Genomic DNA, 21,630 nt, shown 5'->3' on the forward strand with positions numbered 1-21,630 from the left:
TTTATGGGGTGACTGCGTACCTTTTGTATAATGGGTCAGCGACTTATATTCTGTAGCAAGGTTAACCGTATAGGGGAGCCGCAGGGAAACCGAGTCTTAACTGGGCGTTAAGTTGCAGGGTATAGACCCGAAACCCGGTGATCTAGCCATGGGCAGGTTGAAGGTTGGGTAACACTAACTGGAGGACCGAACCGACTAATGTTGAAAAATTAGCGGATGACCTGTGGCTGGGGGTGAAAGGCCAATCAAACCGGGAGATAGCTGGTTCTCCCCGAAAGCTATTTAGGTAGCGCCTCGTGAATTCATCTCCGGGGGTAGAGCACTGTTTCGGCTAGGGGGCCATCCCGGCTTACCAACCCGATGCAAACTACGAATACCGGAGAATGTTATCACGGGAGACACACGGCGGGTGCTAACGTCCGTCGTGAAGAGGGAAACAACCCAGACCGCCAGCTAAGGTCCCAAAGTCATGGTTAAGTGGGAAACGATGTGGGAAGGCACAGACAGCCAGGATGTTGGCTTAGAAGCAGCCATCATTTAAAGAAAGCGTAATAGCTCACTGGTCGAGTCGGCCTGCGCGGAAGATGTAACGGGGCTAAACCATGCACCGAAGCTGCGGCAGCGACACTATGTGTTGTTGGGTAGGGGAGCGTTCTGTAAGCCGTCGAAGGTGGCCTGTGAGGGCTGCTGGAGGTATCAGAAGTGCGAATGCTGACATAAGTAACGATAAAGCGGGTGAAAAGCCCGCTCGCCGGAAGACCAAGGGTTCCTGTCCAACGTTAATCGGGGCAGGGTGAGTCGACCCCTAAGGCGAGGCCGAAAGGCGTAGTCGATGGGAAACAGGTTAATATTCCTGTACTTGGTGTTACTGCGAAGGGGGGACGGAGAAGGCTATGTCGGCCGGGCGACGGTTGTCCCGGTTTAAGCGTGTAGGTGTGTGTTCCAGGTAAATCCGGTTCACTCTAACACTGAGGCGTGATGACGAGGCACCACGGTGCTGAAGTGACAAATGCCCTGCTTCCAGGAAAAGCCTCTAAGCATCAGGTAACACGAAATCGTACCCCAAACCGACACAGGTGGTCAGGTAGAGAATACCAAGGCGCTTGAGAGAACTCGGGTGAAGGAACTAGGCAAAATGGTGCCGTAACTTCGGGAGAAGGCACGCTGGTGCGTAGGTGAAGCGACTTGCTCGCGGAGCTGAAACCAGTCGAAGATACCAGCTGGCTGCAACTGTTTATTAAAAACACAGCACTGTGCAAACACGAAAGTGGACGTATACGGTGTGACGCCTGCCCGGTGCCGGAAGGTTAATTGATGGGGTCAACCGCAAGGTGAAGCTCTTGATCGAAGCCCCGGTAAACGGCGGCCGTAACTATAACGGTCCTAAGGTAGCGAAATTCCTTGTCGGGTAAGTTCCGACCTGCACGAATGGCGTAATGATGGCCAGGCTGTCTCCACCCGAGACTCAGTGAAATTGAACTCGCTGTGAAGATGCAGTGTACCCGCGGCAAGACGGAAAGACCCCGTGAACCTTTACTATAGCTTGACACTGAACATTGAGCCTTGATGTGTAGGATAGGTGGGAGGCTTTGAAGCGTGGACGCCAGTCTGCGTGGAGCCAACCTTGAAATACCACCCTTTAATGTTTGATGTTCTAACGTGGACCCGTGATCCGGGTTGCGGACAGTGTCTGGTGGGTAGTTTGACTGGGGCGGTCTCCTCCTAAAGCGTAACGGAGGAGCACGAAGGTCAGCTAATCCTGGTCGGACATCAGGAGGTTAGTGCAATGGCATAAGCTGGCTTGACTGCGAGCGTGACGGCGCGAGCAGGTGCGAAAGCAGGTCATAGTGATCCGGTGGTTCTGAATGGAAGGGCCATCGCTCAACGGATAAAAGGTACTCCGGGGATAACAGGCTGATACCGCCCAAGAGTTCATATCGACGGCGGTGTTTGGCACCTCGATGTCGGCTCATCACATCCTGGGGCTGAAGTAGGTCCCAAGGGTATGGCTGTTCGCCATTTAAAGTGGTACGCGAGCTGGGTTTAGAACGTCGTGAGACAGTTCGGTCCCTATCTGCCGTGGGCGCTGGAGAATTGAGGGGGGCTGCTCCTAGTACGAGAGGACCGGAGTGGACGCATCACTGGTGTTCGGGTTGTCATGCCAATGGCACTGCCCGGTAGCTAAATGCGGAAGAGATAAGTGCTGAAAGCATCTAAGCACGAAACTTGCCCCGAGATGAGTTCTCCCTGAGACCCTGAGTCTCCTGAAGGAACGTTGAAGACGACGACGTTGATAGGCCGGGTGTGTAAGCGCAGCGATGCGTTGAGCTAACCGGTACTAATGAACCGTGAGGCTTAACCTTACAACGCCGAAGATGTTTTGGCGATGAGAGACAGATTTTCAGCTGATACCAGATTAGTTGTGCGGCGGAACGCGGCATGACAACAGAATTTGCCTGGCGGCACTAGCGCGGTGGTCCCACCTGACCCCATGCCGAACTCAGAAGTGAAACGCCGTAGCGCCGATGGTAGTGTGGGGTCTCCCCATGCGAGAGTAGGGAACTGCCAGGCATCAAACAAAGCCGAAAGCCTCATGCGAAAGCATGAGGCTTTTTGCTATTCTTTTTCCACGCGTTTTAATCCCCCCTTCGTCGCTAAAGGAAGTAGCCATGGTCACGCTTTACGTTCAGCTTTATAAAAATCGCATGGTTGTGCGCAATCTCGCCACTCAGCAGCAGGCTTCCGGCCACCAGCCCTTCAGCAACCAGCGCATCATTGTTGCCGACTTCTTCCTTGCAGAGAAACTGCTCCGGGATCTGCTCCTGGAAGTCGCCCCCCGCTCTTTCTGGCATGCTCTGCCCGGAGCCGGTAAGCTGGCCATTCTCGCCCATGCGCTGGAGATGAACGAAGGCGGTTTATCGGCGGTAGAGGAGCGTGCCATCATGGAAATGACTTTCGGTGCAGCATATGGCCGGTGCCGCGCGCCTTATGTCATCGCCAATCCCGCCCCACTTAGCGATCCGCAGGTTTTAGACGCGCTGCAGCAGGCTAAAAAGCCAAAACCGCCAGGCAGTAACAATCCCACTATCATCAGTTAAGGCGTTACGCCGCAAACCGTGATGTGAAACTTTCTCACCTTCCACCGGCAGGCTCGACATTCAGACCATTTATGGGTATTGTCAGCTGTCTGGATGTCTAAACGTATAAACGTATGTTGTGAGGATATAAGTTATGCCGATTCGGGTGCAGGACGAGCTGCCGGCCGTCAATCTTCTCCGGGATGAAAACGTCTTTGTGATGACGACTTCACGCGCGACAGTGCAGGAAATTCGTCCCCTGAAGGTGCTTATCCTCAACCTGATGCCGAAAAAGATCGAGACGGAAAACCAGTTCCTGCGTTTACTCTCCAACTCCCCGCTGCAGGTTGATGTCCGCCTGCTGCGAATCGATTCACGCGAGTCGCGCAATACCCCCGCTGAGCACCTCAACACCTTCTACTGTAATTTCGATGAAGTGTGCGACGAAAATTTCGATGGCCTGATCGTCACCGGCGCGCCGTTAGGCCTGGTCGAGTTTAACGATGTTGCCTACTGGCCGCAGATCGAGCAGGTGCTGGCATGGGCAAAAGATCACGTTACCTCAACGCTTTTCGTCTGTTGGGCCGTGCAGGCAGCACTCAATATCCTCTACGGCATTCCGAAACAGACCCGCAGCGATAAACTTTCCGGCGTTTATGAGCATCACCTCCTGCAGCCTCATGCCCTGCTGACGCGCGGCTTTGATGACTATTTCCTCGCGCCGCACTCGCGATATGCTGATTTCCCCGCTGCGCTGATCCGTGATTACACCGATCTCGATATTCTGGCGGAAACGGCAGATGGCGATGCCTACCTCTTCGCCAGCAAAGATAAGCGCATTGCGTTTGTTACCGGCCATCCGGAATACGATCCCGACACGCTGGCGAGCGAATATTTCCGTGATGTGGAAGCGGGCCTGCAACCTGAAGTGCCGCACAACTATTTCCCGCACAACGATCCGCAAAATAAACCGCGCGCTTCCTGGCGCAGCCACGGTAATTTGCTGTTCATCAACTGGCTCAACTACTACGTCTACCAGATCACGCCATACGATCTGCGTCATATGAATCCGACGCTAGATTAAGCGTTTCAGCATCAGACCACAGGCACCTTCGGGTGCCTTTTTTGTTTGCGAAAATCACTTCACTCCCCAGTAAAAATTTATCTCCATTCTAATCAATCACTTATCATGCATTTATAATTAAAATGGAAATTGTTTTTGATTTTGGAAAAGTTATTGTCCAGGATTGATCCTGCTGCACGAAAACTGCACAACCGATCGTCGTTTGCCCTGGAAAATGAGTTCGCTGCCAAAAGAGGAGACCGCACCATGACACAACAGGCGACCACAACTGAAGAACTGGCCTTTACCCAGCCCTTTGGCGCGCAGGAGAAGCAGATCCTGACGCCGGCAGCAGTAGAATTCCTCAGCGACCTGGTCGCGCGCTTCACGCCTAAACGCAATCAACTGCTGGCCGCACGCGTTCATCAGCAGCAAGAGATTGATAATGGCAAGCTGCCAGGCTTTATTTCGGAAACCGCTTCCATCCGTGAAAGCGACTGGACGATCCTCGGTATTCCTGACGATCTGCTGGACCGTCGCGTCGAGATCACCGGGCCCGTCGAGCGCAAAATGGTCATCAACGCGCTGAACGCAAACGTGAAAGTGTTTATGGCGGACTTTGAAGATTCGCTGGCGCCAAACTGGGGAAAAGTGATCGATGGGCAGATCAACCTGCGCGATGCGGTCAATGGCACCATCAGCTACACCAATGAAGCGGGAAAAATTTATCAGTTGAAGCCCGACCCGGCGGTACTGGTGTGTCGCGTGCGCGGCTTACACCTGCCGGAGAAACATGTCACCTGGCGTGGAGAGGCGATCCCAGGCAGCCTCTTTGACTTCGCGCTCTACTTCTTCCACAACCATAAAAGTCTGCTGGCTAAAGGCAGCGGTCCCTACTTCTATCTGCCGAAAACACAAGCCTGGCAAGAGGCCGCCTGGTGGAGCGAAGTCTTCAGCTTCACGGAGGATCGCTTCAACCTGCCGCGCGGCACCATCAAAGCAACGCTGTTGATTGAAACGCTGCCGGCCGTCTTCCAGATGGATGAGATCCTCCACGCGCTGCGTGACCATATTGTCGGACTGAACTGCGGGCGCTGGGATTACATCTTCAGCTACATCAAAACACTGAAAAACTACCCGGACCGCGTACTGCCGGATCGCCAGGTGGTGACGATGGATAAACCCTTCCTCAGCGCCTACTCCCGCCTGCTGATCAAAACCTGCCATCGTCGCGGCGCGTTTGCCATGGGCGGCATGGCGGCGTTCATCCCCAGCAAAGATGTCGAGCGCAATAACTGGGTGCTGAACAAAGTAAAAGCCGACAAGCAGCTGGAAGCGGATAACGGACACGATGGCACATGGATTGCGCACCCCGGCCTTGGCGATAGCGTGATGGAGATTTTCAACGCAGCGCTGGGCGAACACAAAAACCAGCTTTTCGTCACCCGCGAAGAGGATGCACCGATCCGCGCGGAAGAGCTGCTGGCACCCTGCGACGGGGAGCGCACGGAAGAGGGGATGCGCGCCAATATCCGCGTGGCGGTGCAGTACATCGAAGCGTGGATCACCGGTAACGGCTGTGTGCCCATTTACGGTCTGATGGAAGATGCCGCCACCGCGGAAATCTCCCGAACCTCTATCTGGCAGTGGATCCACCACCAGAAGACGCTGAGCAACGGCAAACCGGTGACCAAAGCGCTGTTCCGCCAGATGCTGGCTGAAGAGATGCAGGTCATTCAGGAAGAGCTGGGTGAGCACCGTTACAGCAGCGGGCGTTTCGACGATGCCGCACGGCTGATGGAGCAAATCACCACTTCCGATGAGCTGATTGATTTCTTAACCCTGCCGGGTTACCGCCTGCTGGCGTAACTACCCGGGCTAATTTGTTTGCCACGTTGGCCAGGGCAGCGTTCACCATCCCCGCTTATGACAAACAGGCTGCGGTGGGTGTGCTGACCCTGAGCAAACGGCCTTCATCAATAACGCCTGGTACGCCAGGAGAAGAATAGGGAGCATCTGCATATGAAAACCCGTACCCAACAAATTGAAGCGCTGCAACAGGAATGGACACAATCACGCTGGGAAGGCATTCGCCGCCCGTACAGCGCGGAAGAGGTGGTGAAGTTACGCGGCTCGGTCAACCCGGAGTGCACGCTGGCGCAGCTTGGCGCAGCCAAAATCTGGCGTCTGCTGAACGGTGAGTCGAAAAAGGGTTACGTGAACAGCCTTGGCGCATTAACCGGCGGGCAGGCGTTGCAGCAGGCGAAAGCGGGCATTGAGGCGGTCTATCTCTCCGGCTGGCAAGTAGCGGCGGATGCCAACCTTGCCGCCAGCATGTACCCGGATCAATCCCTCTACCCGGCGAACTCGGTGCCAGCGGTGGTTGAACGCATCAATAACACCTTCCGCCGCGCGGATCAGATCCAGTGGTCAAGCGGCATTGAGCCTGGCGACCCACGTTATGTCGACTATTTCCTGCCGATCGTTGCCGATGCGGAAGCGGGGTTTGGCGGTGTGCTGAACGCCTTTGAACTGATGAAATCGATGATTGAAGCCGGTGCAGCGGCGGTTCACTTCGAAGATCAGCTCGCCTCGGTGAAAAAGTGCGGTCATATGGGCGGTAAAGTGCTGGTGCCGACGCAGGAAGCGGTGCAAAAACTGGTTGCCGCGCGTCTGGCCGCCGATGTGCTCGGCGTGCCGACACTCGTGGTCGCGCGTACCGATGCGGATGCCGCTGACTTGATCACCTCCGACTGCGATCCCTATGACAGCGCCTTTATTACCGGAGAGCGCACCAGCGAAGGGTTCTACCGCACGCATGCTGGCATCGAGCAGGCGATCAGCCGTGGCCTCGCTTATGCTCCTTACGCTGATCTGGTGTGGTGTGAAACCTCGACGCCCGACCTGGCGCTGGCACGCCGCTTTGCTGATGCTATCCACGCGAAATTCCCCGGCAAGCTGCTGGCCTACAACTGCTCGCCCTCCTTTAACTGGAAAAAGAACCTCGACGACGACACCATCGCGCGCTTCCAGCAGGAGCTGTCGGATATGGGCTACAAATTCCAGTTCATCACCCTCGCGGGTATTCACAGCATGTGGTTCAACATGTTCGACCTTGCGCACGCCTACGCGCAGGGCGAGGGGATGAAGCACTACGTTGAGAAGGTGCAGCAGCCGGAGTTTGCTGCCGGGAAAGAGGGCTACACCTTCGTCTCGCACCAGCAGGAGGTGGGCACCGGTTACTTCGACAAAGTGACCACCATTATTCAGGGCGGAGCCTCCTCGGTCACGGCGTTAACCGGATCGACAGAAGAGGCGCAGTTCGGCGTCTAATGCGCCCGGCTGCATTGTGGCTGCCGGATGGCGCGGGCGCGTCTCCGGCTTACACACTTACCCGAACTTTACCCTGGAGGTGCCCATGTCGCGTGGCCTGGCGTTGTTAATTGCACAAACCATTTTGCAAGGTTTTGACGCGCAGTATGGGCGCTTTCTGGAAGTGACCGCCGGGGCGCAGCAGCGCTTTGAGCAGGCGGACTGGCACGCCGTGCAGCAGGCGATGAAACAGCGTATCCACCTCTACGATCACCACGTCGGTCTGGTGGTGGAGCAGCTGCGCTGTATCACCGACAGCCAGCATCCGGATGAGGCGTTTCTGCAAGAGGTAAAAGCCCACTACACGCAATTGCTGCCCGACTATCCCCGTTTTGAAATTGCTGAAAGCTTCTTTAACTCAGTCTATTGCCGCTTGTTTGATCATCGCTCCCTGTCGCCCGAGCGGCTTTTCATCTTCAGTTCGCAGCCCGAACGCCGTTTCCGCACCATTCCGCGCCCGCTTGCGAAAGCCTTCTGGCCTGAGCGCGGCTGGGAAGCGCTGCTGACAAAAGTGTTATCGGATCTGCCGCTGCGGCTGCCTTGGCGGGACAAAGCACGCGACGTGCGTTATATCAGCGCTCACCTGCTGGAAGCGTTTGGCATGGATGCGCTCAACCACGCGCATTTACAGGTGGCGAACGAGCTTTTCTATCGCAATAAGGCCGCCTGGCTGGTGGGCAAACTCATCACCCCGGCGGGAACGCTGCCGTTTCTGCTGCCGATCCATCGCAGCGAGGAGGGGGAGCTTTTTGTCGATACCTGCCTCACCACGCACGCTGAAGCGAGCATCGTGTTTGGCTTCGCCCGCTCCTACTTTATGGTCTATGCGCCGCTCCCGGCGGCTACCGTCGAGTGGCTGCGCGAGATCCTGCCGGGCAAAACCACCGCCGAGCTTTATATGGCGATTGGCTGCCAGAAGCATGCGAAAACAGAGAGTTACCGCGAATACCTCCACTACGTCACTAACAGTGATGAGCAGTTTATCGAAGCGCCGGGCATTCGCGGCATGGTGATGCTGGTGTTTACCCTGCCGGGGTTCGATCGCGTCTTCAAAGTGATCAAGGATATCTTCCCGCCGCAAAAAGAGATGAGCGCCGCCCACGTTCGCGCCTGCTACCAGCTGGTAAAGGAGCACGATCGCGTCGGGCGCATGGCAGACACCCAGGAGTTTGAAAATTTTGTGCTGGAGAAGCGGCAGATTGCGCCGCCGTTAATGGCGCTGCTGCTGGAGCAGGCGCCGGGCAAAATCACCGATCTCGGCGATCGGATTGCCATCAGCCATCTCTACATCGAACGGCGCATGGTGCCGCTCAATCTCTGGTTCGAGCAGGTGAAAGGCCAGCAACTGCGCGACGCGGTGGAGGAGTATGGCAATGCCATTCGCCAGCTTGCCGCCGCCAATATTTTCCCCGGCGATATGCTGTTTAAAAACTTCGGCGTGACGCGCCATGGCCGGGTGGTGTTTTATGACTACGACGAGATCTGCTACATGACGGAAGTGAATTTCCGCGATATCCCCGCCCCGCGTTACCCGGAAGATGAACTGAGCGCCGAGCCGTGGTACAGCGTCGCGCCAGGCGATGTCTTTCCTGAAGAGTTTCGCCACTGGCTCTGCGCCGACCCGGAGATCGGCCCGCTGTTTGAAGAGATGCATGCCGATCTCTTTCGCGCCGACTACTGGCGTGGTTTGCAGGCGCGCATTCGCCAGGGGCACGTCGAGGATGTCTACGCCTACCGCAAACGCCAGCGCTTCTGCATTCGCTTCGCCCAAAGCACGCTGCGGCAGGCCGGTTAATGCAGATGGGTGTTGTACTGCAACACCGAGTAGCTCAGGGATCCAAACAGTAGCAGCGTCAGCAGCATCACCAGAAAGGCGGCGGTGTTAGCTATGGCGCTGCGAAACAGCACGGTTTCCCTTGGCGTAAGCAGGATCGCCACCAGCGGCACAATAAAAGCCAGGTGACCGACCACGTCCGTGATGCCAAAGGGAATAAAGGCCAGCACCGCAATCAGCGCGAAGAGAGTGATACAGGCATAGCTTGCCAGTTTGCCGCTGTAGATATGCCAAATCAGGCACAGCTCCACAAACCCGCAGCCGCGTACAAAGAAAGCCCAGTCGAGCCCCATCGCCAGCCACGGGTGCGCGTCCAGCAGCTGGAAATAGAGATTCGGCTGCATAAATTTCTCTACGGCGCCCCATAAAAAGGAGTAGCAGAGCATCAGCCGCACAAAGGCAATCACGCGCTCGTCGTTTTCTTTCGGCAGAAAGGTCTGGCTGAGGAGATAGATACCGAGCCCGATAAACAGCAGGTAATCGAGCATATGGAACGCGCCGTAAAGCTGCACCGCATAGCTATAAAGAAACAGCATCAGCAGCCCGGCGACAAAGCTGGTTTTCCGCGTCACGGCGGTAATGGCAATGGCGAGGTGAATAAAGGTCAGCCACGGATTGGCCACGATCAGCTCTGGCGTGAGAATAACATGCGGGTAGAAGAGGCCGAGGATAAGAAAAAAGAGGCCGGTTCCCACACGCATAATCACCGGAACCCAGCGATGGGCGCGCAGAAGCGGCGGGCGAAAGCGTGGGATCTCAGGTAATGAGGGAAGGCGGCGGTCGGCCAGCGAGGTGGCGAAAATCACCAGCGTGGCGAAAACCAGCAGCGCCCAAAAGCTGAGCGAACCGGCAATCGCCGTCAGCGAGGCCGGGGCGACTTTAACGTCATAATCCACAAACCATTTTACATGCGCCCACACCGGAACAGGGAGTGCCAGCAGGAGGGCGGCAAGCGTACGACTATTACACTTCATACAACAGAACCTCAGAAAGGGCATTTTTGCCAAAGTGCCACTGCCTGAGGGGGAACAACAATCAGAGATCCCTTCTGTCGCCTGCGAGAGTGCTCGCGCCCATAGAGAACACTCTCGTTTAGGTGCGGATGCCGCCGTAAGCCAGCGTCACCTCTTTTGCCGCGCGGATCACCATCGCGCCCAACTCCGTGACGCGATCGTCGGTGATGCGCGAAATCGGCCCGGAGATGGAGATGGCGGCGAACGGTTCGCCATGCTCGTCAAAGATGCAGGCGGCGACGCAGCGCAGGCCGAGCGCATGCTCTTCATCATCAAAGGAGTAGCCGCGTTTACGCGTCTGGGCGAGATCCTCTTTCAGATGCAACGGCGACACCAGCGTGGCGTGGGTATAAGCATGCAGCCCCTGGCGATGCAACAGATTACCAACCTGCTCATCATCCAGCCGGGAAAGAAACGCTTTTCCCGCGCCGGAGGCGTGCATCGGCAATTTGCCGCCAATCGGCGCCGACATGCGCATCAACTGCGTACACTGCACCTGATCGATAATGATCGCCTGATGATCGCTCTTATCCAGCACCGCCAGGTTCACCGTCTCGCCAGACTCCTCCATCAGCTTGCGCAGAATCGGGTGCACAATTGCCATCAGGTTGCGGCTTTGCAGAAAGCTGCTGCCGACGATAAAGGCGTGCGCGCCAATCGCCCAGTGCCCCAGCTCGCCGACCTGGCGGACAAAGCCCAGCTGCTGCATGGTGGTCAATAAACGGTGGGTGGTGGAGTTAGGTAAACCGGCCTGCTGCGCCAGTTCGGTCAGCGCGACGCTACTGTGTGATTCGGCAATCCACTCGAGCAATTTCAGGCCGCGCGTTAAGGATTGCACCTGCCCGCCAGCGGGCGCGGCGGGAGCGGCGGCTTTTCTGCCACGTTTTGCGGGGACGGAAGCGACCATAGGAGCTCCTTTTCTGTATCGTGGAAATGATTTTCGTTTTGCCAGAGTATAACGTAACTCTTCACTCTACTGATCGGATGAGTGATGGTGAACTTCTCTCATATTCCCCCCGTGTTGCTTTTCCGCCCAGTGACTTTATGCCAGTATGTCCTGCTGGCCTTTTGGCCTGATCTGGCGCCGTCGGGAGTGAGTGTGAGCAGCAACGTTGAGCAACTGAAACAGCAGTTAAGTGAACGTATTCTGGTTCTGGATGGGGGCATGGGAACCATGATCCAGAGCTATCGTTTAAGTGAACAGGATTTCCGCGGCGAACGCTTCGCCGACTGGCCCTGCGATCTGAAAGGTAACAATGACCTGCTGGTTCTCAGCAAACCGCAGGTAATTGCTGATATTCACGATGCCTATTTTGCAGCCGGCGCGGATATCATTGAAACCAACACCTTTAACTCCACCACCATCGCCATGGCGGATTACCAGATGGAATCCCTGTCGGCGGAGATCAACTTTGCTGCCGCGAAGCTGGCGCGTGCCAGCGCCGATAAGTGGACCGCGCAGACGCCGGATAAACCGCGCTATGTAGCCGGCGTCCTCGGCCCAACCAACCGCACCGCCTCCATTTCGCCAGACGTTAACGACCCGGCGTTTCGTAATATCTCCTTCGATCAACTGGTTACTGCCTATCGCGAATCAACCCGCGCGCTGGTGGAGGGGGGAGCCGATCTGATCATGATCGAAACGGTGTTCGATACCCTCAACGCCAAAGCGGCGATCTTCGCGGTAAAAGAGGAGTTCGACGCGCTGGGCATCGATCTGCCGATCATGATCTCCGGCACCATTACCGACGCTTCCGGCCGCACGCTCTCCGGGCAGACCACCGAAGCATTCTATAACTCCCTGCGCCATGCCGATGCGCTCACCTTCGGGCTCAACTGTGCGCTGGGGCCGGACGAGCTGCGCCAGTATGTGCAGGAGCTGTCGCGCATTGCCGAGTGTTACGTCACCGCGCACCCGAACGCCGGTTTACCAAATGCGTTTGGTGAATACGATCTCGACGCCGACACCATGGCGGCGCAAATCGGTGAATGGGCGCAGGCCGGTTTCCTCAACATTGTCGGCGGCTGCTGCGGCACCACGCCGGAACATATTGCGGCGATGAGCCGCGCGGTTGCCGGTGTGCCGCCGCGCAAGCTGCCGGAACTGCCCGTTGCCTGCCGTCTCGCCGGTCTTGAGCCGCTCAACATCGGTGATGAGAGCCTGTTTGTGAACGTCGGTGAGCGGACGAACGTCACCGGCTCCGCCAAATTCAAACGCCTGATTAAAGAAGAGAAGTACAACGAAGCGCTGGATGTCGCCCGCCAACAGGTGGAGAGCGGCGCGCAGATCATCGATATCAATATGGATGAAGGGATGCTCGATGCCGAAGCGGCGATGGTGCGTTTCCTCAACCTGATTGCCGGTGAGCCGGATATTGCCCGCGTGCCCATCATGATCGACTCCTCCAAATGGGAGGTGATTGAAAAAGGGCTGAAGTGCATCCAGGGCAAGGGCATTGTTAACTCCATCTCAATGAAAGAGGGCGTTGACGCTTTTATTCATCACGCGAAGCTGGTGCGCCGCTATGGCGCAGCGGTAGTGGTGATGGCCTTTGATGAAGTAGGCCAGGCGGATACCCGCGCGCGCAAGATTGAGATTTGCCGTCGCGCATACCAGATTTTGACTCAGGAAGTGGGTTTCCCGCCGGAAGATATTATTTTCGACCCCAACATTTTCGCCGTGGCGACGGGGATCGAAGAGCACAACAACTATGCGCAGGACTTTATCGGCGCCTGCGAAGATATCAAACGCGAGCTGCCCCATGCGCTGATCTCCGGCGGCGTGTCGAACGTCTCCTTCTCGTTTCGCGGTAACGACCCGGTGCGTGAAGCGATCCACGCTGTCTTCCTCTATTACGCCATTCGTAACGGTATGGATATGGGCATCGTCAACGCCGGTCAGCTGGCGATTTATGACGATCTGCCCGCCGAGCTGCGCGATGGAGTAGAAGATGTGATCCTTAATCGCCGCGATGATGCCACCGAGCGCATGCTGGATCTGGCGGAGAAGTATCGCGGCAGTAAAGGTGCCGATGAGGGTGCCGCCGCCCAGCAGGCGGAGTGGCGCAGTTGGGAGGTGAAAAAGCGCCTCGAGTATTCGCTGGTAAAGGGCATCACCGAATTTATTGAGCAGGATACCGAAGAGGCCCGCCAGCTTGCCGCCCGCCCGATCGAAGTGATCGAAGGGCCGCTGATGGATGGCATGAACGTGGTCGGCGATCTGTTTGGCGAGGGCAAAATGTTTCTGCCACAGGTGGTGAAATCTGCCCGCGTGATGAAGCAGGCGGTGGCCTATCTGGAGCCCTACATCGAAGCCAGCAAAGAGAAGGGCAGCAGCAACGGCAAGATGGTGATCGCCACGGTAAAAGGCGATGTACACGATATCGGCAAGAACATCGTTGGCGTGGTGCTGCAGTGCAACAACTACGAAATTATCGATCTTGGCGTGATGGTACCGGCGGATAAAATCCTCAAAACCGCCCGCGAAGTGAATGCCGATCTGATTGGTCTTTCTGGCCTAATCACCCCTTCGCTCGATGAGATGGTCAACGTGGCGAAAGAGATGGAGCGTCAGGGCTTCACTATTCCGCTGCTGATTGGCGGCGCGACCACCTCGAAAGCCCATACGGCGGTCAAAATCGAACAGAACTACAGCGGGCCGACGGTCTATGTGCAGAACGCCTCGCGCACCGTCGGCGTGGTCTCTGCGCTGCTCTCTGCCACGCAGCACGATGATTTTGTCGCCCGCACCCGCAAAGAGTATGAAACGGTGCGCATTCAGCACGCGCGTAAAAAACCACGTACGCCGCCCGTAACGCTGCAGGCCGCGCGCGAAAACGATCTCGCCTTTGACTGGGCGAGCTACACGCCGCCGGTCGCGCATCGGTTAGGTGTGCAGGAAGTTACGGCCAGTATTGAGACGCTGCGTAACTACATCGACTGGACGCCCTTCTTTATGACCTGGTCGCTGGCGGGCAAATATCCGCGCATCCTCGAAGATGAGGTAGTGGGTGAAGAGGCAAAACGGCTCTTCGCCGATGCCAACGAGATGCTCGATATGCTCGGCGCAGAGAAGCGGCTCAACCCGCGCGGCGTGGTTGGCTTATTCCCGGCGAACCGCGTCGGCGATGACGTCGAGATCTACCAGGATGAAACCCGCACAGAGTTGCTGGCGCTGGGCTGCCATCTGCGCCAGCAGACGGAAAAAATCGGCTTTGCTAACTACTGCCTCGCCGATTTTGTCGCGCCGAAACAGAGCGGTAAAGCGGATTACATTGGTGCCTTCGCCGTGACCGGCGGGCTGGAGGAGGATGCGCTGGCAGACGCCTACGACGCCGCGCACGACGACTACAACAAAATCATGGTCAAAGCGATAGCCGACAGGCTGGCAGAAGCCTTTGCCGAGTATCTCCATGAGCGGGTACGCAAAGTCTACTGGGGCTATGCGCCGTATGAAAACCTCAGCAACGAGGCGCTGATCCGCGAAAATTACCAGGGGATCCGCCCGGCGCCGGGATATCCGGCCTGCCCGGAGCACACGGAAAAAGGGACCATCTGGCAGTTGCTGGATGTGGAGAAACATACCGGCATGAAGCTGACGGAGTCCTTCGCCATGTGGCCTGGCGCCTCGGTTTCCGGCTGGTACTTCAGCCATCCGGAGAGTAAATACTTCGCCGTGGCGCAAATTCAGCGTGACCAGGTGGAAGATTACGCGCGTCGCAAGGGGATGAGCGTGCCGGAAGTGGAACGCTGGCTGGCGTCCCATTTAGGTTACGATGCGGATTAAATTATACGGGGCAGGTTAATTGCCCCGTTTTTTCATTTCATTTTCACGAAACTATCGTGAAGCAGACATAATACAAATTTGAACTAAGAACATTCTTAAAGTATGATATTTTCTTAGGCCCTCATTCCGCTTCATGCGTATGATGGAGGCAGATTAAAAAGTAAAGTTGCTCTCTTTTTTGCGCTGCTTTTGGCTGACATCAATTAAACGTGAGTATTATAAAATGGATATTTATGATATCAGGAAAAGAAATTTATTGCCGAAGGATTATGAGAATATCCTTGCGCCAGATATTGCAAAAAACATCATTAAAAAAGAGTACTTTATTGAAAGCAGCCCTAATAATCTTTTAGGCAGTATTGATGGCTACACCATTAAACCTCATCACGGTTTTAAATATGGCTTACCGCACGATCCGCTGGGCCATCAAAAAGAGAACTATATCGATAGCCTGATTGATAAAGGCATTGTGGTGGTGGTCAGGCCGAACGTCAGTGCACGCAACCGCTTCTACTATCCGTTCTTTATTTCCGAAAACGCTGAGCTGTTCTGCGTGCAGAGCCTGTCGTTCAGCGCCGTCTTTGTGCGTACGATTATTAACGGCTTCAAAGATAGCGTGGCGGTACACGGGCGTCCGGCTCCCACCCGCAGCGATTTCGCGCCGGTGACGGATGAGTTTGGCCCCGGCTACTGGAAAACCAGCGAAACGGACTTCCACGGTGTGAAGAATGCGGCAGTGATGCTGCTTAACCGGGCGACCAGTATGGGCGACGAAGGGCGCGTCTTCGGCTCCGACGGCAAAGATTATATGAACACCTCGCGCGATAAAATTCAGCTGTGGACGCCACTGCCGGCAGACCTGGCGTCCGATACGCGCGAGTTCCTCTATAATCGTTCGGTGATCCGCCGCTACGGCGAAAAACGGACGATCTACCAGAAATATCTTGAGGGTGATGATGCCTGGGCGGTGTCAGGTAAATCATGGCACTGGATTCCAGGCGTAAGGGATGAAGATTATGAATTTAAGAAATAAAATATTTATCTTTTGGGGCGTGATGGACGTGCTGGCGCTGCTCGGATATCTCTTTTTTTCGATGCAGAGCGGTAACGTACCTTTTTATTCTGACATCAGTGCATTTTATTCCAACTATGGCCGCTTAGGCGTCAGCGGTGTGACGGGCGGATTAATGCAGTTGATGTTCTTTATTAATATTGTATTAATTGTTTCATTAATATTTTCCGCGTGGTCGTTTCTGGCGAAGAAAAATATCAATATGATTTTCTTTGTGGTGCAGGAAATTGCCCGTGTATTCTCATTAAAATGCTCTGTTGCGCTGATCCCGATGATGATGCATCTGAGTGGATTTAGCTCAGCATGGGGCGCGGTTGTGCTGTTTATGTTGTCGGAAGCGTTAAAAATTGGCTCGGTGATCTGGGCGAAACGCAACGGCACCCCACGCGCGGATGCCGCTTTAACGCGTTAACCGCCAACGCCTCGCTTCCGTCACATAACTGTCATCTATTCTTACAACTCACAGGGCGCGGATTGCGCGCCCTGTGCCCGTCTCAGGTTTAACGCCTTATACTTACTTCATAAAGTTGCCGTATCCAGGTGGATAACAGGCAGCGCATAACGATAAGGAGAAGCTGATTCCGTGTTAACTTTGCTACATCTTCTTTCTGCTGTCGCCCTGCTGGTGTGGGGCACACACATTGTACGAACCGGCGTCATGCGCGTGTTTGGCGCGCGTTTACGCACGGTGCTTAGCCGCAGCGTAGAGAAAAAACCACTCGCCTTCTGCGCCGGTATTGGCGTAACCGCGCTGGTGCAGAGCAGCAACGCTACCACCATGCTGGTGGCCTCCTTTGTCGCCCAGGATCTGGTGGCGCTGACTCCGGCACTGGTGATCGTACTCGGTGCGGATGTGGGTACCGCGCTGATGGCGCGTGTGCTGACCTTCGATCTCTCCTGGCTTTCGCCGCTGCTGATCTTTGTCGGCGTGATCTTCTTTCTTGGGCGTAAACAGACCCGCGAAGGGCAGCTTGGCCGCGTCAGCATCGGCCTTGGGCTGATCCTGCTGGCGCTGGAGTTGATTGTGCAGGCCGTGACGCCGATTACCCAGGCGAATGGCGTGCAGGTGATTTTCGCCTCGCTGACTGGCGATATCATGCTCGACGCGCTGATTGGCGCGGTGTTTGCCATTATCAGCTACTCCAGCCTTGCTGCGGTGTTGCTGACCGCGACGTTAACCGCGGCCGGTATTATCTCGTTCCCGGTAGCGCTCTGCCTGGTGATTGGTGCCAACCTCGGATCCGGTCTGCTGGCGATGCTGAATAACAGCGGGGCCAATGCCGCCGCACGCCGCGTTGCGCTCGGCAGCCTGCTCTTCAAACTGGTGGGTAGCCTTCTTATTCTGCCTTTTGTTCACCTTCTTGCTGACGGGATGCAGAAACTGCCGCTGCCGGAATCGGAGCTGGTGATCTATTTCCATGTCTTCTATAACGTTATTCGCTGCCTGGCGATGGTGCCGTTTGCCAGCCCGATGGCGCGATTCTGTAAACGTATTATTCACGAAGAGCCTGAACTGGAGGCGCGTCTCAAGCCGAAGCACCTCGACAGCTCCGCGCTCGATACGCCAACGCTGGCGCTGGCCAATGCCGCACGCGAAACGCTGCGCATGGGCGATGCGATGGAGCAGATGCTCGAGGGCCTGCATAAAGTGATGCATGGCGAACCGCGTCAGGAGAAGGAGCTGCGTAAGCAGGCTGACGATGTAAATGTGCTCTATACCGCCATCAAACTCTACCTGGCGCGCATGCCGAAAGATGAGCTGGCGGAAGAGGAGTCTAAACGCTGGGGCGAGGTGATTGAGATGTCCCTCAACCTTGAGCAGGCCTCCGACATTATTGAGCGCATGGGCAGTGAGATCGCCGATAAATCCCTCGCCGCGCGGCGCGCGTTCTCCTTTGAAGGGCTGAAAGAGCTGGATGCTCTGCATGAGCAACTGCTTAACAACCTGAAGCTGGCGATGTCGGTCTTTTTCTCCCGCGATGTCACCAGCGCGCGTCGGTTGCGCCGCAGCAAGCACCGCTTCCGCATTCTGAACCGCCGTTACTCCCATGCGCACGTCGATCGTCTGCATCAGCAAAACGTGCAGAGCATTGAAACCAGCTCGCTGCACCTCGGCCTGCTCGGCGATATGAAGCGCCTCAACTCGCTCTTCTGCTCGGTGGCCTACAGCGTACTGGAGCAGCCCGACGAAGACGAATCCCGCGAAGAGTATTAATCCACGCCGTGCCTTCGGGCACGGCAGTTTAGCGTTTGACTGTCAGTTCAATGCCCAGCGCTTTCATTACGGAGAGTGTCGTCTTCAGTGTCGGATTCCCTTTTTCGCTGAAAGAGCGATAGAGCTGCTCGCGTGACAAACCGGTTTCTGCAGCGATGTCGCTCATCCCTTTGGCCCGAGCAATCACCCCTAATGCTCGGGCGATATAAGCCGCATCGCCGGTTTCGAGCGCATCCGCCATGAAGAGTGCTATCGCCTCATCGTTAACCAGTGCCGCTGCGGGATCGTAAGGGGTTAATTTATTCATGGTAATCACCTGATGGTTTAAACACATTTTGCCAGGTATTTGGCATAGATAATGTCTTTTGGTTGGGTGCTTTTATCCCCCCCACACAACAACACGACAACGGTATTACCCCGCAACTGAAAATAGATGCGGTAACCGGCACCATAATGTATTCGTAATTCACTTATCCCTTCCCCGACTGGTTTCACATCTCCGGTGAGGCCATTTGCCAATCTAAAAAGACGCGCTGAGATAATCGCTCGCAATTTCGCATCGCGTAATGATGACTCCCAGAGTTTAAACGCGTCGGTTTGGACTATCTCTTTCATGCCTGTTGCCTTGTAGTTTATAAACTACGATCGTTTTGTTCAAGGCAAAATCATGGCATGCCCGGCGCACCAAAAAAGCGATTCATTTTCAGTCTGGAAAGCGTCTCGCAGACTACTTTGCTCGCTTTCACATAGTGCATATATTTTAACGAGTTAGCGCACATTTCTTTGCCGTTGGGGCAAAAATCCATTTTTCTCTTCTGCTCAACAACGTTATATTCCGCTTTCAGAGGAGAACTTATGCTGCCAACCCAATCAACACGTTTAAACAAATACATTAGCGAAAGCGGAATCTGCTCACGCCGCGAGGCTGACCGTTACATCGAACAGGGCAACGTCTTTATCAACGGCAAACGTGCCGGGATTGGCGACCAGGTGGTGGCCGGAGACGTGGTGAAAGTGAACGGGCAACTTATCGAACCGCGAAATGAAGAAGATCTGGTGTTTATCGCGCTGAATAAACCCGTTGGCATCGTCAGTACCACCGAAGAGGGCGAAAAGGACAATATTGTCGATTTCGTTAACCACAGTAGCCGCATCTTCCCCATTGGCCGGCTCGATAAAGATTCGCAGGGGCTGATTTTCCTGACCAACCACGGCGATCTGGTGAACAAGATCCTGCGCGCGGGAAATGACCACGAAAAAGAGTATCTGGTCACGGTCAACAAGCCGGTTACCGACGAGTTTGTTCGCGGGATGGGCGCAGGTGTGCCGATCCTCGGTACGGTGACCAAAAAGTGCAAAGTGAAGAGGGAAGCGCCTTTTACCTTCCGCATCACGCTAGTGCAGGGGCTTAACCGCCAGATTCGCCGCATGTGCGAGCACTTTGGCTATGAGGTGACCAAGCTTGAGCGCACGCGCATTATGAACGTCAGCCTGACCGGATTACCGCCCGGCGAGTGGCGCGACCTCACCGGTGATGAGCTGATTGCGCTGTTTAAGCTGATTGAGAACTCCACCTCGGAAGCCAAACCGAAAGCGAAGAGCAATGCGAAACCGCAGGCGGCGAAAAAGCCTGCGGTGAAAGCGGCGAAGCCGGAGGAGAAAAGCCGGGCGAAACCGGCCGGTAAGCGCTTTACCCAGCCGGGCAGGAAAAAGAAAGGGCGCTAATCAGCGGCGTCCGCGCGTTTGCGTAGTTGCCGACCACGAAAAAGTGCTGTTCTCATCAGGTTTGTAAGCCTGCTGCTTTTTCACCTGGCGGGCTTTCTTCGCGGTCGCTTCACGCTGCGCCATCAGCTTATCGATATACTCTTTCTTAACATGGTTCGCCTCAGAGTTACTCAGCGGGCGTCCATGCGCAATGCGGGCGCGATCGAGCAGCGTTTTAAGCTCCCGCTGTTCACTTTCGGTCATCTCTTTCTGCGTCAGTCTGGTCACGGCCATGGCATGTTCTCCTAAGGAAGTGTCACGAGTCTACGCGATAACGCGTCAAAAGCGCAGGCAAGAACGCGATAACTGGAAATTGGCTCGCAGGTTATCGCCAAGTCAGGATAACCGGATCGACCTGCTGCGATCCGCTCTCCCTTTATCCGTTAACTCGCTTTACGCTTTTCTGCCTGACGGCCCTCTACCGGTTTACCCGACCAGTAGCCCGCCAGCAGCGAGCCGGAAAGGTTATGCCACACCGAGAAGAGCGCGCCGGGCAGGGCGGCGAGCGGTGAGAAGTAGAGCTTGCCGAGCGCGGCAGCCAGCCCCGAGTTCTGCATTCCCACTTCGATAGCCAGCGTCCGGCAGGTGGACTCATCAAAACCAAACAGACGCCCGCCCCAGTAACCGCTGAGCAAACCAATCGCGTTGTGCAGGATCACCGCCACAATCACCATCAGCCCAACAGAAGCAATGTGTGATGCGGAACCGGCGACCACCGCGCTGATGATGGCCAGAATACAGACCATCGAAAAGGCGGGTAGCCAGGGTTCTACCGCTTTCACCACGCGCGGGAAGAGGTAGTGAACAATCAAACCCAGCCCAATCGGGATCACCACAATTTGCAGGATACTCAGCAGCATCCCCATCACATCGACCTGGATATGGGCATCGACATAGAGGCGCGTCAGCAGCGGCGTGGCGATAACCCCCACCAGCGTTGAGACCGAAGAGATGGTCACCGACAGCGCGACATCGCCTTTAGCGAGATAGATCATCACGTTGGATGCGGTTCCGCTGGCGACGCTGCCGACCAGCACCATTCCGGCCGAGAGATCCGGCGGCATCTTGAAAATCATCGCCAGCAACCACGCCGCCAGCGGCATCACCAGGTAGTGAAGAAACGTACCCGCCGCGACGGGGGCCGGTCGGGAGAGCACGCGCTTAAAGTCGTCGAGAGTCAGATGTACGCCCATGCCGAACATAATCAGCATCAGTAGCGTAGTGACCCACGGGCCAATAGCGACAAATGTCGGCGGGAAGAAGTAGGCGAGAACGGAGAGCAGCACGGCCCAGAGCGGGAACAGCCGCGTGAAGGTTGCGAGCATGGGGATTTCCTTGCGATGACATTGTGTTGTGTTATTCCCCGTTCTCGTAAACGATTCGGGGGTTTATTAACGGCCGGGTTCAAGCCCGGCCATAGCCAATGTTTATCGT

The 21,630-nt window shown here is 55.8% G+C and carries 16 protein-coding genes and 2 rRNA genes; 12 read left to right on the forward strand and 6 right to left on the reverse strand.

The annotated features are described in order from the left end of the window. From IAE50_RS11835 to aceK, 7 genes are all read left to right on the forward strand, one after another. Positions 1 to 2,363, forward strand: a 23S ribosomal RNA gene (locus IAE50_RS11835); the annotation flags it as partial. A gap of 92 nt (positions 2,364 to 2,455) precedes the next feature. After that, positions 2,456 to 2,571, forward strand: a 5S ribosomal RNA gene (rrf, locus tag IAE50_RS11840). A gap of 98 nt (positions 2,572 to 2,669) precedes the next feature. Further along, complete coding sequence (locus IAE50_RS11845; protein WP_200134469.1) at positions 2,670 to 3,098, forward strand: YjaA family stress response protein; 429 nt, start codon at positions 2,670 to 2,672, stop codon at positions 3,096 to 3,098. A 133-nt stretch (positions 3,099 to 3,231) separates the two neighbouring features. After that, positions 3,232 to 4,161, forward strand: a complete 930-nt coding sequence (gene metA, locus IAE50_RS11850; protein ID WP_200580334.1) for a homoserine O-succinyltransferase — start codon at positions 3,232 to 3,234, stop codon at positions 4,159 to 4,161. A gap of 246 nt (positions 4,162 to 4,407) precedes the next feature. Continuing rightward, a complete protein-coding gene (aceB, locus tag IAE50_RS11855; protein ID WP_200580335.1) occupies positions 4,408 to 6,009 on the forward strand; it encodes a malate synthase A in 1,602 nt (533 codons plus the stop codon). Between the two features lie 153 nt (positions 6,010 to 6,162). Continuing rightward, positions 6,163 to 7,473 carry an isocitrate lyase gene (gene aceA, locus IAE50_RS11860; protein ID WP_042712589.1) on the forward strand — a complete coding sequence of 437 codons (1,311 nt, stop codon included), beginning with the start codon at positions 6,163 to 6,165 and terminating at the stop codon, positions 7,471 to 7,473. A gap of 85 nt (positions 7,474 to 7,558) precedes the next feature. Further along, entirely contained in the window at positions 7,559 to 9,307 is a 1,749-nt protein-coding gene (aceK, locus tag IAE50_RS11865) for a bifunctional isocitrate dehydrogenase kinase/phosphatase (RefSeq protein ID WP_200580336.1), read from the forward strand. On the opposite strand, the gene IAE50_RS11870 is transcribed toward aceK, so the two are convergent. Continuing rightward, entirely contained in the window at positions 9,304 to 10,320 is a 1,017-nt protein-coding gene (locus IAE50_RS11870; RefSeq protein WP_200580337.1) for a hypothetical protein, read from the reverse strand. The genes aceK and IAE50_RS11870 overlap by 4 nt on opposite strands. Before the next feature lie 118 nt (positions 10,321 to 10,438). Next, positions 10,439 to 11,266: a glyoxylate bypass operon transcriptional repressor IclR gene (gene iclR / locus IAE50_RS11875; RefSeq protein WP_023478496.1), complete on the reverse strand. Its 828-nt coding sequence runs from the start codon at positions 11,264 to 11,266 to the stop codon at positions 10,439 to 10,441. Positions 11,267 to 11,458: 192 nt separating this feature from the next. On the opposite strand from iclR, the gene metH reads away from it, so the two are divergent. The 4 genes from metH (at position 11,459) to IAE50_RS11895 (ending at position 18,432) form a co-directional block, all read left to right on the forward strand. After that, the gene (gene metH, locus IAE50_RS11880; protein ID WP_200580338.1) at positions 11,459 to 15,145 is read left to right on the forward strand and encodes a methionine synthase; all 3,687 of its coding nucleotides are present in this window, start codon (positions 11,459 to 11,461) and stop codon (positions 15,143 to 15,145) included. A 256-nt stretch (positions 15,146 to 15,401) separates the two neighbouring features. Continuing rightward, positions 15,402 to 16,178, forward strand: a complete 777-nt coding sequence (locus IAE50_RS11885; RefSeq protein ID WP_200134474.1) for a hypothetical protein — start codon at positions 15,402 to 15,404, stop codon at positions 16,176 to 16,178. After that, complete coding sequence (locus tag IAE50_RS11890) at positions 16,153 to 16,629, forward strand: hypothetical protein (protein WP_232045116.1); 477 nt, start codon at positions 16,153 to 16,155, stop codon at positions 16,627 to 16,629. Before IAE50_RS11885 ends, IAE50_RS11890 begins: the two co-directional genes overlap by 26 nt. A gap of 171 nt (positions 16,630 to 16,800) precedes the next feature. After that, positions 16,801 to 18,432 carry a Na/Pi cotransporter family protein gene (locus tag IAE50_RS11895; RefSeq protein ID WP_042712600.1) on the forward strand — a complete coding sequence of 544 codons (1,632 nt, stop codon included), beginning with the start codon at positions 16,801 to 16,803 and terminating at the stop codon, positions 18,430 to 18,432. Positions 18,433 to 18,460: 28 nt separating this feature from the next. On the opposite strand, the gene IAE50_RS11900 is transcribed toward IAE50_RS11895, so the two are convergent. Next, positions 18,461 to 18,739, reverse strand: coding sequence for an addiction module antidote protein (locus IAE50_RS11900; protein WP_042712602.1), 279 nt, complete (start codon positions 18,737 to 18,739; stop codon positions 18,461 to 18,463). 17 nt (positions 18,740 to 18,756) lie between these two features. Beyond that, positions 18,757 to 19,047, reverse strand: a complete 291-nt coding sequence (locus IAE50_RS11905; protein ID WP_128483861.1) for a type II toxin-antitoxin system RelE/ParE family toxin — start codon at positions 19,045 to 19,047, stop codon at positions 18,757 to 18,759. 240 nt (positions 19,048 to 19,287) lie between these two features. Here IAE50_RS11905 and rluF point away from each other — a divergent pair, with 240 nt between their 5' ends. Beyond that, positions 19,288 to 20,157, forward strand: a complete 870-nt coding sequence (gene rluF / locus IAE50_RS11910; protein WP_094419107.1) for a 23S rRNA pseudouridine(2604) synthase RluF — start codon at positions 19,288 to 19,290, stop codon at positions 20,155 to 20,157. Here the strand turns inward: rluF and IAE50_RS11915 are convergent, their stop codons facing one another. Next, positions 20,158 to 20,430 carry a DUF3811 domain-containing protein gene (locus IAE50_RS11915; RefSeq protein WP_042712605.1) on the reverse strand — a complete coding sequence of 91 codons (273 nt, stop codon included), beginning with the start codon at positions 20,428 to 20,430 and terminating at the stop codon, positions 20,158 to 20,160. 149 nt (positions 20,431 to 20,579) lie between these two features. After that, complete coding sequence (gene panS / locus IAE50_RS11920) at positions 20,580 to 21,521, reverse strand: ketopantoate/pantoate/pantothenate transporter PanS (RefSeq protein ID WP_200134476.1); 942 nt, start codon at positions 21,519 to 21,521, stop codon at positions 20,580 to 20,582. Positions 21,522 to 21,630 lie beyond the last annotated feature (109 nt).

The organism is Kosakonia sp. S42, assembly GCF_016624785.1.
Classification (GTDB): domain Bacteria; phylum Pseudomonadota; class Gammaproteobacteria; order Enterobacterales; family Enterobacteriaceae; genus Kosakonia; species Kosakonia cowanii.